General features: G+C 62.1%; 8 protein-coding genes. 3 read left to right on the plus strand and 5 right to left on the minus strand.

The annotated features are described in order from the left end of the window. Positions 1-266 precede the first annotated feature (266 nt). Complete coding sequence (locus MOQ67_RS00570; protein ID WP_026140406.1) at positions 267-1,559, plus strand: autotransporter outer membrane beta-barrel domain-containing protein; 1,293 nt, start codon at positions 267-269, stop codon at positions 1,557-1,559. An 88-nt stretch (positions 1,560-1,647) separates the two neighbouring features. Here MOQ67_RS00570 and oadA read toward each other — a convergent pair whose 3' ends face one another. Together oadA and MOQ67_RS00580 are read right to left on the minus strand one after the other, a co-directional pair. Next, positions 1,648-3,456: a sodium-extruding oxaloacetate decarboxylase subunit alpha gene (oadA, locus tag MOQ67_RS00575; RefSeq protein WP_017850030.1), complete on the minus strand. Its 1,809-nt coding sequence runs from the start codon at positions 3,454-3,456 to the stop codon at positions 1,648-1,650. An 11-nt stretch (positions 3,457-3,467) separates the two neighbouring features. After that, entirely contained in the window at positions 3,468-4,883 is a 1,416-nt protein-coding gene (locus MOQ67_RS00580; RefSeq protein ID WP_003213442.1) for an acetyl-CoA carboxylase biotin carboxylase subunit, read from the minus strand. 196 nt (positions 4,884-5,079) lie between these two features. On the opposite strand from MOQ67_RS00580, the gene MOQ67_RS00585 reads away from it, so the two are divergent. Then, on the plus strand, positions 5,080-6,054 hold the full coding sequence (locus MOQ67_RS00585) for a LysR family transcriptional regulator (RefSeq protein ID WP_017850031.1): 975 nt from the start codon (positions 5,080-5,082) through the stop codon (positions 6,052-6,054). Here the strand turns inward: MOQ67_RS00585 and MOQ67_RS00590 are convergent. The 3 genes from MOQ67_RS00590 to MOQ67_RS00600 form a co-directional block, all read right to left on the minus strand. Then, positions 5,984-6,181, minus strand: a complete 198-nt coding sequence (locus tag MOQ67_RS00590; protein ID WP_079444958.1) for a PA3496 family putative envelope integrity protein — start codon at positions 6,179-6,181, stop codon at positions 5,984-5,986. The two genes, MOQ67_RS00585 and MOQ67_RS00590, sit on opposite strands and share 71 nt — an antisense overlap. Before the next feature lie 221 nt (positions 6,182-6,402). After that, positions 6,403-7,269 carry a transcriptional regulator HexR gene (hexR, locus tag MOQ67_RS00595; RefSeq protein ID WP_017850032.1) on the minus strand — a complete coding sequence of 289 codons (867 nt, stop codon included), beginning with the start codon at positions 7,267-7,269 and terminating at the stop codon, positions 6,403-6,405. A gap of 162 nt (positions 7,270-7,431) precedes the next feature. Then, positions 7,432-10,305: an EAL domain-containing protein gene (locus tag MOQ67_RS00600; protein WP_017850033.1), complete on the minus strand. Its 2,874-nt coding sequence runs from the start codon at positions 10,303-10,305 to the stop codon at positions 7,432-7,434. A 279-nt stretch (positions 10,306-10,584) separates the two neighbouring features. Between MOQ67_RS00600 and uvrD the strand changes: the two genes are divergently transcribed. Further along, positions 10,585-12,768 carry a DNA helicase II gene (uvrD, locus tag MOQ67_RS00605; protein ID WP_017850034.1) on the plus strand — a complete coding sequence of 728 codons (2,184 nt, stop codon included), beginning with the start codon at positions 10,585-10,587 and terminating at the stop codon, positions 12,766-12,768. The last annotated feature ends 177 nt before the right edge of the window (positions 12,769-12,945 follow it).

Raw genomic sequence — 12,945 nt, forward strand, 5'->3', positions numbered from 1 at the left:
GGACGCGTACTGCAATATAGTGCATTTCCCGCTCAGCAGATGACCAGATTTACGCATTAAAATGCATTTGTATCGCCAGAATTATTCTAAAAATGCATTTTAATGCAAATGAGATGGCCATTTATCCTGTCGCGGACAAAGCCCGATGCGTTTTTAATCGCACCGCACTACAGACAACTCCCGCAAACCAGGGGTCGATAGCCTGACAGTTATCGCCCCGCCATCTCGCTAAATTTCCGGCCTCATTCATCAGAGGTTGGGATCACATGCCCTTTACACCCCCACGATTTGCACTTGTCATGGCGCTTGCGATCAGCGCCGCCAGCCTTCAACACGCCCAGGCGCGGGGCGATATCGAATACCGGCCGTACCATTTCCAACCCTATGAGGCGCTTGATAATGAGTGGGCCGACGCAGCGTCTGAAAAAGCCGAGCCCATCGACGGTTACCTCACTCAGCGCGCCACCACGCACAATGGCCTGCAGCTCGCCAAGGCCCTGGAACCTGCGCTGGTTCAGTTGCTGGAGTCCGGCGAACTGACCTCCGAACAGATCAAAGCCCTGGAAAAATTCGCCGACGCGCTGGACAAGCAGCCCGGTGGCATCGGCGCAGCCCTTGAGCAATTGGCCGCCAGCCAGAACGCCAACCTCGCCGCCGCGACCCAGAACACCACGCAGCAACTGAGCAGCCAACTGCTGTCGATCCTGCGCACCCTGCCCGCCGACGACGCTGGCCACTTCTGGGTGCAAAGCCTGGGCAACGACGGCACGCTCGACAAAAAAGGCGGCAGCGCCGGTCTGAAACATGGCACCCAAGGCCTGTTGCTGGGGGCCGACTGGGCGCTGGACCACGCCTGGCGTGTCGGCGTGATGGGCGCCAAGTCCAGCAGCCACCTCGACGCCGCGCGTTTTTCCGCCGACCTCGACAGCTGGCACCTGGGCAGCTATGCCGTGCGGCAGGACGGCCCGTTGGCCCTGCGCCTGGGAGCGATCTACAGCAGCCATGACGGGCAGAACAAGCGCAGCGTCAAGTTGCTCGATTACACCGAGCAGCTCAGGGCCAATTACAACGCCAACAGCCAAACCGTCTTCTCCGAAATGGGCTACCAATTGGGCACTGCGGATTTGAGCGTGGAACCCTTTGCCGGCCTCGGTTACCAGCGCTATCACCGCGACGGTTTCAAGGAGCGGGGTGGCCTGACCGCGCTGAACGTCGGCTCGCAAAACCAACAGAACCTGAGCAGCACCTTCGGTCTTCGCCTGGCGTCGCTGTATCGGTTCGATAACCAGATGAGCCTGGCCCCCCACCTCAGCGCCAGTTGGAAACACCTGTACGGCGACGTCGACAGCCGGGTCAGCCAATCCTTTCGCGCTGCGCCGGGGCTGATTGACAGCTTCACTGTCCAGGGCACGTCGCTGGACCGCGACAGCCTGAACGTCCGAGCCGGCCTGGACCTCGCACTCTCGCCGCAACACACCGTGGGCCTGACCTACGCCAGCGAAACAGGCAACCATAGCCGCAACCAGGGCCTGATGGGCCAATGGCAAATGCGGTTCTGAGCCCACGCTGCGCGCCGGCCAAATTACAGGCGAAAAAAAAGGGAGCACCTGCTCCCCCGAGGATTAAACGGTAGTGTCGAAGGCTGGATCAGCCTTCGATTTCAATCAGGATTTCGCCAGGGTTCACCCGGTCGCCCTTGGCTACATGAACGGCGGTCACCTTGCCGGCAATCGCGGCCTGCACTTCGGTTTCCATCTTCATCGCTTCGGTGATCAGCACCGCCTGGCCGGCCTTGACGACGTCGCCTGGCTTGACCAGCACGTCGACGATATTGCCCGGCATCGTGGTGCTCACATGGCCTGGCTCGGTGGCTTGCTTGCGCTTGCTGCCGCCCCCGCCGACAAACTCGTTGAGCGCTTCGAACACCACTTCTTCGGGCATGCCGTCGATGGACAGGTAGAAGTGACGCTTGCCTTCAGCTTTCACGCCAACACCGGTGATGTCGACGCGGTAGCTTTCGCCGTGGACGTCGATGACGAACTCGGTCGGTACGCCTTCGCCACCCGCACGGGCCACGCCGCCGGCTTCCGGGATCGGCAGCAACACTTCCGGAGTCAGGGTGCCGGCGTCGCGTTCTTCGAGGAACTTGCGGCCAATGTCCGGGAACATGGCGTAGGTCAGCACGTCTTCTTCAGATTTGGCCAACGCACCGATTTCGCCGCGCAGCTTGTTCATTTCCGGCTTGAGCAGGTCGGCCGGGCGCACGTCGATCACGTCTTCGCTGCCGATGGCCTGGCGACGCAGTTGCCCGTTCACCGTGCCCGGCGCTTTGCCGTAGCCGCCTTGCAGGTAGAGCTTCACTTCGTTGGTGATGGTCTTGTAGCGCTCGCCGGCCAGCACGTTGAAGAACGCCTGGGTGCCGACGATCTGCGAGGTCGGGGTGACCAGCGGCGGGAAGCCCAAGTCTTCACGCACCCGCGGAATTTCAGCCAGCACTTCGCCCATGCGGTTGAGTGCGCCCTGCTCTTTGAGCTGGTTGGCCAGGTTGGAAATCATCCCGCCCGGCACTTGGTTGACTTGCACGCGCGTGTCGACCGCGGTGAATTCGCTTTCGAACTGGTGATACTTCTTACGCACGGCGTAGAAGTACAGGCCGATTTCCTGCAGCAGTTCCAGGTCGAGGCCGGTGTCGAATTCGCTGCCTTTAAGGGCGGCGACCATCGACTCGGTGCCCGGGTGGCTGGTGCCCCAGGCGAAGCTGGAGATCGCGGTATCGATGTGCTCGGCACCGTTTTCGATAGCCTTGAGCTGGCACATCGCAGCCAAACCCGCCGTGTCATGCGAGTGGATGAACACCGGCAGGCTCTGCTCGGCTTTCAGTGCCTTGACCAGCTCGCCGGTGGCGTATGGCGTGAGCAGGCCGGCCATGTCCTTGATCGCCACCGAGTCGCAGCCCATGGACTCCATTTGCTTGGCCTGGGCCACAAACGCGTCGATGGTGTGTACCGGGCTGGTGGTGTAGGCGATGGTGCCCTGGGCGTGTTTGCCGGCGGCCTTGACCGCTTCGATGGCCACGCGCAGGTTACGCACGTCGTTCATCGCGTCGAAGATGCGGAACACGTCGATACCGTTGACGGCGGCCTTGGCGACGAAGGCTTTGACCACGTCGTCGCTGTAGTGGCGATAGCCCAACAGGTTCTGGCCGCGCAGCAGCATTTGCAGGCGGGTGTTAGGCAACGCAGCGCGCAATTTGCGCAGACGCTCCCACGGGTCTTCTTTCAAAAAGCGCACGCAGGCGTCGAAGGTCGCGCCGCCCCAGACTTCCAGGGACCAGTAGCCGACTTTGTCGAGCTTGTCGCAGATCGGCAGCATGTCGTCGGTACGCATGCGGGTGGCCAGCAACGATTGGTGAGCGTCGCGCAGGATGGTGTCGGTGACAAAGATCTTCTTGCTCATTGTTATATTCCTCACAGGCCTGCGTGGGCGGCGATGGCGGCGGCGATGGCCAGGGCCAGCTCTTCGGGTTTGCGCTTGATCGAGTAGTTGGTCAGCTCAGGGTGGCTTTCCACAAAACTGGTGTTGAACTGGCCGCTGCGGAATTCCGGGTTGCGCAGGATTTCCTGGTAGTAGGCGGCGGTGGTCTTCACGCCTTGCAGGCGCATGTCATCCAGGGCACGCAGGCCGCGGTCCATGGCTTCTTCCCAGGTCAACGCCCACACCACCAGTTTCAGGCACATGGAATCGTAGAACGGCGGGATGGTGTAGCCGGTGTAGATCGCCGTGTCGGTACGCACGCCGGGGCCGCCGGGCGCGTAATAGCGGGTGATCTTGCCGAAGCTGGGCAGGAAGTTGTTCTTCGGGTCTTCGGCGTTGATCCGGAACTGCAACGCAAAACCACGGTGCTGGATGTCTTCCTGCTTCACCGAGAGCGGCAGGCCCGAGGCGATGCGGATCTGCTCGCGAACGATGTCGATCCCGGTGATTTCTTCGGTGATCGTGTGTTCCACCTGCACCCGGGTGTTCATCTCCATGAAGTACACCTCGCCCTCGGCGAGCAGGAACTCCACGGTGCCGGCGTTTTCGTAACCCACGGCCTTGGCTGCGCGCACCGACAGGTCGCCGATGTAGGCGCGCTGTTCAGGGGTCAGTTGCGGGCTCGGGGCGATTTCGATGAGCTTCTGGTTACGGCGCTGGATCGAGCAATCGCGCTCGAACAGATGCACCACATTGCCGAAGCTGTCACCGAGGATCTGCGCTTCGATGTGCTTGGGGTTGACGATGCATTTTTCCAGGAACACTTCCGCCGAACCGAAGGCCTTGGTGGCTTCGGAGATCACGCGGGGGAAGGCTTGTTCGAGTTCTTCACGGCTGTTGCAACGACGAATGCCGCGACCGCCGCCACCGGAGGTGGCCTTGAGCATCACCGGGTAACCGATGCGGTCGCCTTCGGTGAGGGCTTCGGCGATGTCGGCGACGTTGCCTTCGGTGCCGGGGGTGACCGGTACGCCGGCCTTGATCATGCTGCGGCGCGCTTCGGTCTTGTCGCCCATGCGGCGAATCACTTCCGCGGATGGGCCGATGAATTTAATCCCACGTTCGGCGCAAATGTCCGCCAGTTCCGCGTTTTCCGAGAGAAAACCGTAACCGGGATGCAACGCATCGCAACCGGTTTCCACGGCCAGGTTCACCAGCTTGCGCGGGTTCAGGTAACCGGCCAGGGGCTCGGCGCCGATGCTGTGGGCCTCGTCGGCACGCTTGACGTGCAACGCGTGGCGGTCGGCGTCGGAATAGACCGCGACCGAGCGAATGCCCATCTCGGCGCAGGCACGCACGATTCGCACGGCAATTTCACCACGGTTGGCGATCAGGATCTTTTTTATCACTTGGAAATTCCCTTGAGCCGATTGCTGCGTTCTTCGACCCGCTAGACTCGGGTCGGCGCGTGACTAAATGTTTCAAGCCAGTCGCGAGGCACACACTAAGCCTGCTGAGGGATTAACAAAAATCAATAATTATTGGGTCATGCATAAGTAAAGACTTATAGTTGGCGGACCGGACGCCGCCAAGAGGCTTTAAAAAATGCGTAAGTCATTGATGAGGCTGACATTACGTCAACTGCAGATCTTCAATGAGGTGTGTGATTTGCGCTCCTACAGCCGGGCGGCCGAGGAAATGTCCCTCACCCAGCCGGCCGTCAGCCTGCAAATTCGTCAGCTGGAAGAGCTGATCGGCCAGCCGTTGTTCGACTATGTCGGTAAGAAACTTTACATGACCGAGGCGGCCGAAGCGCTGCAACGGGCCAGTCGCGATATTTTCGGACGCCTGGAAAACCTCGATATGCAGCTGTCGGATATGCAGGGCTCGCTGCAAGGCCAACTGAAACTGGCGGTGGAGTCCAGCGCCAAGTACTTCGTGCCACACCTGTTTGCCGCGTTCAAGCGCCAGCATCCGGAGGTGCAATTGCATCTGACGGTGGTCAACCGCGCCCAGGTGATCCGTCGACTGTCGGACAACCGTGATGACTTGGTGATCATGTCCATGGTGCCCCAGGACATGGGCCTCGAATTCCTGCCGTTCCTCAACAACCCGATTGTCGCCGTGGCGCTGCCCGACCACCCCCTGAGCCAGCAAGGAGCGCTGCGCCTGCGCGACCTGGAGCCTTACACGCTGCTACTGCGCGAACCGGGTTCCGGCACGCGGCTGGCTTGCGAGGAGTACTTCAAGGAAAAACGCGTTCACTTCAGCCAGACAGTGGAAGTCGCCTCGGCCGAGGCGCAGCGCGAATGCGTGTTGGCCGGGTTGGGCGTGGCCTTGTTGACACGCCACGCCCTGAACCTGGAACTGGCCACCGGCGGGCTCAAGGAGCTGCCGGTGGAAGAACTGCCGCTGTACCGCAGTTGGTGCCTGGTGCAGGCCAAGGCCAAGCGCCTGTCACCGGTGGCCCATGCGTTCCTGGGCTTTATCCGCAGCGAGCGGGTGCAGATCAGCGCGCTGGCTGAGCGCTTCGCTGGGCAGCCGCGGGTGCCTGCCAGTGCAGTTCCGGGTAGTCCGTGATGCTTTGCAGCAATTGGCGTTGATCACAGCGGTCTTCGATTGCGCGACGGAACGCCATGCGGCGCTGGTCTTCCTGCTGACGACGGGTCTTGACGGAGCTGTTGCTATCTTCGTAGGGCCGGGCCATTTGGAGTCTCCCAATGCGAGTGCGGGGAGTTCAGGATGGGCGCGAGGGATGACGGTTTGGCGGCGCGGGGATGACAGGACGATGAATCTTCTGGACAGGTGAGACATGCACATGTGGGAGGGGGCTTGCTCCCGATAGCAGAGTGTCAGTCGATGCATATGCGACTGAACCACCGCTATCGGGAGCAAGCCCCCTCCCACATTTGGATCGCTGTATCGCGCTCAGTCGTCGAGGGCTTTGACGGACTTGGGCGACAGACGAAGGCTGCGCAGGCTGCGCTTGACGCTCTTGAGGTGGTTGACCAGGCTCGGCCCGCGCGCCATGGCCACGCCCATCGCCAGCACGTCGATCACCACCAGGTGGGCGATGCGCGAGGTCAACGGGGTGTAGATTTCGGTGTCTTCGTGGACATCGATCGCCAGGTTGACCGTGGACAGTTCCGCCAACGGCGTCTGGCTCGGGCACAGAGTGATCAGCGTGGCGCCGCTTTCACGCACCAGGTTGGCGGTGATCAGCAAGTCCTTGGAGCGGCCGGACTGGGAAATACAGATGGCCACGTCGGTCGGCTTCAACGTCACGGCCGACATCGCCTGCATGTGCGGGTCGCTGTAGGCCGCCGCCGTAAGCAGCAGTCTGAAGAATTTGTGCTGGGCATCGGCCGCCACCGCACCCGACGCGCCAAACCCGTAGAACTCGACACGCTGGGCCTGGGACATTGCCGTCACGGCCTTTTGCAGCGCCACCGGGTCGAGCTTCTCGCGCACTTCCATCAGGGTGTGCAGCGTGGTGTCGAAGATCTTGAGGCTGTAGTCGGCGACGGAATCGTCTTCGTGAATCGCAAACTGCCCGAAGCTCGCGCCGGCGGCCAGGCTTTGGGCCAGCTTGAGTTTCAGGTCCTGGAAGCCGGAACAACCGATGGCACGGCAGAAGCGCACGATGGTCGGCTCACTGATGCCCACGCTGTGGGCCAGGTCGGCCATGGAACTGTGCATTACGGCCGCAGGGTCAAGCAGCACGTGGTCGGCAACCTTGAGTTCCGATTTGCGTAACAGGTGGCGCGACTGGGCGATATGTTGCAACAGGTTCAAAGGACAGGACTCTTGTTATTGGCAGACGCCAGGGATGTAGCAAGCTTGTAGTTATACTACAAGAATTGCCGTTTTGCCCGTCCGATGCATCACTAAATCGCCCTGCTGCCCTTTGAATCTAAGGGCAGCCAAGTTGTAGCCACAAAGGCTGAAGGCACGTCTCTAGGAAAAATCCGCATTCTTCCGTAACAAATCTGCCAGCCCTTCGGCCTTCATCGGCCGGCTGATCAAGTAGCCCTGCACCTCATCGCAACGCTCCCGGCGCAGGAAATCCAGCTGCTGCTGATCTTCCACACCTTCGGCCACCACCTTGAGCGCCAAACCGTGGGCCATGGCGATGATCGCACGGGTAATGGCCGCGTCTTCCCGCCCCTGGCCGAGGCCGCGGATGAAGGTCTGGTCGATCTTCACGTAGTCCACGGGAATGCGCTTGAGGTAACTGAGAGACGAATAGCCGGTGCCAAAATCGTCGATGGCCAACTTCACCCCCAGGTCGCGCAGTTGCTGGAAGGTGGCGATGATGTGCTCGACACTGTCGAGCAGTTGGCTTTCGGTCAGCTCCAGCTCCAGGTATTGCGGGTCCAGGCCGGTTTCTTCCAGCACCTGGCGTACCAGGCTGACCAGCTTGCCTTGACGCAGTTGATGCACCGACAGGTTCACCGACACGCGTATCGGCGCCAGCCCCTGACGCTGCCACTCACAAGCCTGCCAGCAGGCCTGGCGCAGGACGAATTCGCCCAACGGTACGATCAGGCCGGTTTCTTCGGCCAGGCCGATGAAGTCGCTTGGCGGCACCGTGCCCCACTGCGGATGCTCCCAACGAATCAACGCCTCGGCAGCGTTCAGTTTGCCGCTGGCCAGGCACAATTTCGGTTGGTAGAACACCGACAGCTGGCGCTCGTCGATGGCCTTGCGCAGCTGGTTTTCCAGTTGCAAACGCTCCAGGGTGCTGGCTTGCAGGCTGTCGGTGTAGAACTGGAAATTATTCCCGCCCAGGTGTTTGGCGTGTTGCATGGCCATGTTCGCCTGGCTGACCAACGCCGAAATTTCCCGCGCATTATCCGGAAGCAGGCTGACGCCCATCGAGGCGCTGACCACCAACTCATGCCCTTCCACCGTCACCGGCACGCGCAACTTGGCCAGCAGGCGCGTGGCCACCCGCGCCAGGCTTGAGAGGTTGCCGTAGGCATCGAAAAGCACGGCGAACTCATCTCCGGACAAACGCGCGATGGTGTCGGCCTCGGGCAGGGCATTGATCAAACGTCGCGCCATTTTTTGCAGCAATTGGTCGGCGACGTCATGGCCCAGGCTGTCGTTGAGCAACTTGAAACGGTCCAGGTTGATATGCAGCAACGCCAGGCTGCGCCCGCCCTGGCGCACCCGCTGATGCGCTTCGCGCAGCCGCTCGCGAAACAGCGAGCGGTTGGCCAGGCCGGTCAACTCGTCATAGTGCGTGAGGTAGCGCATGCGCTCCTCGGATTCGCGCCGCGCCGAGAGATCGGCGAAGAAGCCTACGATATGGCTGACGTTTCCTCGAATATCGCGTACCACGTTCAGTTGCAGCCACTGCGGGTACAGTTCGCCGTTCTTACGCGTTTCCACCAGCTCGCCCTGCCAGGTACCGTGACTGAGCAGCGCCTGGCGGATCAGCGGAAAGTGCCGCCGGGCGTCGCGGCTGCACGGCAACTCCACCACATTGCGCCCGAGCATGTCGTCGATATCAAAGCCGGTGACGCGACTGAAGGCCTGGTTGACGGCGAGCAGCGCGTAGTCCGGGTCGAGGATCACAATGCCTTCGCTGGCCGCTTCGAATACGGTCGAGGCCAGGCGTTGCTGTTCCTCCAGCGCCTTGCTTGCGCTGATGTCACGACGCGTGCCGAGCATGCGCGTCACGCGACCGCTGGGCGCACGCTCCACGGCGCGGCCGCGGTCTTCGATCCACACCCAGTGGCCATCGCCATGGCGCACCCGGTATTCCACCAGATAGTCCTCGCTGCGGCCCTTGAGATGCTCCACCAGGGCACGCTTGAGCAGCGGCAAGTCGTCGGGGTGCAGGCGCGGCTTGAGGTGGCTGAGCATCGCCGTGACGAACTCGGGCTCCAGGCCGAACAGTTCCTTGAGCTGGGTGTGGTGGACTTCGTCGGTTTGCAGATTCCAGTCCCACAGGCCCAGTTCGCTGGCTTGCAAAGCCATCGCCAGGCGCGCTTCGCTTTTATTCAGGGCCAGGCTGGCGGCGTCCAGCTCCTGGCTGCGTTGCGCCACGCGGTCCTGCAGGCCGATTTGCGCTTCGCGCAGTTCCTGCTCGACCTGGCGGCGTTGCTCGACTTCGCGCACCAGTTCCTGATTCAACTGTTCACTGCGCTGCTGTGCCTGTTGCAGATGCTCGATCAGCGCCTGGTTCTGAAAACGCCGCAACAGCCCGTGCTGGATCAGGCGGTTGACCTGCCACGCCACCACACTCAAGGACGCCAGCAGGATCAGGCCGAGTACACCCCAACCCTGTTGCTGCGCGGCGCCGTTCCAGAAGAGATAGACAATGGCCGGCACCAGGCACGGCAGCGCGAATGACAGGAACGCCGGCAGGCTCACCGCATAGGCAACGCTGGCGGACAACGTCGCCGCGCCGATCAGGCCGAACACCCAGGCTTGCTGCGTAAAGCTGTCTGCCGGCACCAGGGCGATGGCGGCGATGGCCAGGGTCAGGCCGCTGACCGCCGAGCCGAGCATGAACATGCGCCGCCAGATCGGTTGGGCCTGGCGGCTGGGCATCGCCGAGTCAAAGGCGGCCACCTGGATCACGCGCAGCGCGACCAGCGCCAGCAGCCAGACCAGCCAGATGCTGTCGAGCAGGTAATGTTTGGGGTTCCAGATCAACCAGGCGCAGACCAGGCCGTTGACCAGCATCAATAAGGTCGGCAGCAGCGAACCCTGGTAGAGCAGGCGCGTGCGTTCGACCGCCATCTCGGTAGCGTAGTGTTTTCGGATAACCTGCGCGGGCGCCGCCATGGGGCTAAACAGGTCGGTGCTGAGGGTCATAGGCAGTGTTCTTATAATGGTGAGCCCGAAACGTCGACGGAGCATACACAAGCAAGCGCTCGGGCCAAACTGCTGCGCGTCATAAAAACCAGCGTGGCGTGCCGCGCAAATCTCGGGGCCAGACGGCTTGAGCGAGACGCGCCGCGGCCTGTGGCCCATGACCAACCAGTCATCAGCCCCGCCGGAACGCGTGCTCGCCCCGGCACGCGCCGCAGGTTTTCCGTCGGCCATCCGCCAATGGGATTTGCCCCACTCCCCCGCGGGCCATAGAATGCGCCGATGCGCGATGATCTCTCCCTTTTGCTGAATTCCCTCAACGATGCCCAACGCCAGGCCGTAGCGGCCCCCGTTGGCCGTCAGTTGGTCCTGGCCGGTGCTGGCTCCGGTAAAACCCGAGTGCTGGTACACCGTATCGCCTGGTTGATCCAGGTCGAGAACGCGTCCCCGCATTCGATCCTGTCGGTGACCTTCACCAACAAGGCCGCTGCCGAGATGCGCCACCGCATCGAGCAGTTGATGGGCATCAGCCCGGCCGGCATGTGGGTGGGCACCTTCCACGGCCTGGCGCACCGCCTGCTGCGGGCGCATTGGCAGGAGGCGGGCCTGGCCCAGACCTTCCAGATCCTCGACAGCGATGACCAGCAACGCCTGGTCAAGCGCGTGATCCGCGAGCTGGGCCTCGACGAACAGCGTTGGCCGGCGCGCCAGGCCCAATGGTTCATCAACGGCCAGAAAGACGAAGGCCTGCGCCCGCAACATATCCAGGCCAGCGGCGATTTGTTCCTGGCCACCATGCGCAGCATTTATGAAGCCTACGAAGCGGCCTGCGTGCGCGCCGGCGTGATCGACTTCTCCGAGCTGCTGCTGCGCGCCCTCGACCTGTGGCGCGATAACCCCGGCCTGCTGGCCCATTACCAGAAACGCTTCCGGCACATCCTGGTCGACGAGTTCCAGGACACCAACGCCGTGCAGTACGCCTGGTTGCGCCTGCTGGCCAAGGGCGGCGACAGCCTGATGGTGGTGGGCGACGACGACCAGTCGATCTACGGCTGGCGCGGCGCGAAAATCGAGAACATCTACCAGTATTCCGAAGACTTCCCGGACGCGGTCACCATCCGCCTGGAGCAGAACTACCGCTCCACCGCCGGGATCCTCAAGGCCGCCAACGCCTTGATCGCCAATAACACCGGGCGCCTGGGCAAAGAGCTGTGGACCGACGGCGGCGAAGGCGAAGCGATCAACCTGTACGCGGCGTTCAACGAGCACGACGAAGCGCGCTACGTGGTGGAAACCATCGAAAGCGCGTTGAAAACCGGCCTGGCGCGCAGCGACATCGCGATTCTGTACCGCTCCAACGCCCAATCGCGGGTGCTGGAAGAAGCCTTGCTGCGCGAGCGCATCCCGTACCGTATTTACGGCGGCCAGCGTTTCTTCGAGCGCGCCGAAATCAAGAACGCCATGGCCTACCTGCGCTTGCTGGAAGGTCGCGGCAACGACGCGGCGCTGGAGCGGGTGATCAATATCCCGGCCCGCGGCATCGGCGAAAAAACCGTTGAAGCGATTCGCGACCATGCGCGCCACGCCGATGTGTCGATGTGGGAAGCCATGCGCTTGCTGATCGCCAATAAAGGCCTGACCGGCCGTGCTGCCGGGGCGTTGGGTGTGTTTGTCGAACTGATCGAGAACCTGGCGGCCAAGTGCGCGGACATGCCCCTGCATTTGATGACCCAGACCGTGATCGAGCAGTCCGGGCTGATTGCCTATCACGAAGCGGAAAAAGGCGAGAAAGGCCAGGCCCGGGTGGAAAACCTTGAGGAACTGGTCAGCGCCGCCCGCGCGTTTGAAAACACCGAGGCCGATGAAGAACTGACCCCACTCGCCGCGTTCCTCGGCCATGCGTCGCTGGAAGCCGGTGATACCCAGGCCGATGAACATGAAGACAGCATCCAGCTGATGACCTTGCACAGCGCCAAGGGCCTGGAGTTCCCGTATGTGTTCCTGGTGGGCATGGAAGAAGGCCTGTTCCCCCACAAGATGAGCCTGGAAGAGCCCGGCCGCCTTGAGGAAGAACGCCGCCTGGCCTATGTGGGCATTACCCGGGCGATGCAGAACCTGGTGATGACCTACGCCGAGACCCGTCGCTTGTATGGCAGCGAGACCTACAACAAGGTGTCGCGCTTCGTGCGGGAAGTGCCCAAGGGGCTGATCCAGGAAGTGCGCCTGTCCAACAGCGTCAGTCGCCCGTTCGGCGGCGGCCAGCAGCAGAACTCCAGTAGCCTGTTTGCCGGTTCCGAGATCCCGGAAACCCCGTTCAGCCTTGGCCAGCAGGTCAAGCATGCGATCTTCGGCGAAGGGGTGATCCTCAACTTCGAAGGCGCCGGCGCCCAGGCACGGGTGCAGGTGAACTTCGCCGAGGGCAGCAAGTGGCTGATGATGGGTTACGCGAAGCTCGAAGCGGTCTGACACGCTGACCCCTTCCCCCTGTAGGAGCGAGCTTGCTCGCGAAAAACCCTCAGACAACGCGTCTCATCCAGGATGCCCGCGTTATCGTTGGCGATCTTCGCGAGCAAGCTCGCTCCTACAGACAGAAGGACGGTTCAGCATGAAGGTTTCGCGTCCACCCTTGTTTTTGATGCGTGC

The sequence above is a fragment of the Pseudomonas sp. LY-1 genome, assembly GCF_053502595.1.

Excerpts from the sequence above, each read along its gene's own strand:
- MOQ67_RS00570 (WP_026140406.1), top strand. The coding sequence starts at position 267 with ATGCCCTTTACACCCCCACGATTTGCACTTGTCATGGCGCTTGCGATC.
- oadA (WP_017850030.1), bottom strand. The coding sequence starts at position 3,456 with ATGAGCAAGAAGATCTTTGTCACCGACACCATCCTGCGCGACGCTCAC.
- MOQ67_RS00585 (WP_017850031.1), top strand. The coding sequence starts at position 5,080 with ATGCGTAAGTCATTGATGAGGCTGACATTACGTCAACTGCAGATCTTC.
- MOQ67_RS00590 (WP_079444958.1), bottom strand. The coding sequence starts at position 6,181 with ATGGCCCGGCCCTACGAAGATAGCAACAGCTCCGTCAAGACCCGTCGT.
- MOQ67_RS00600 (WP_017850033.1), bottom strand. The coding sequence starts at position 10,305 with ATGACCCTCAGCACCGACCTGTTTAGCCCCATGGCGGCGCCCGCGCAG.
- uvrD (WP_017850034.1), top strand. The coding sequence starts at position 10,585 with ATGCGCGATGATCTCTCCCTTTTGCTGAATTCCCTCAACGATGCCCAA.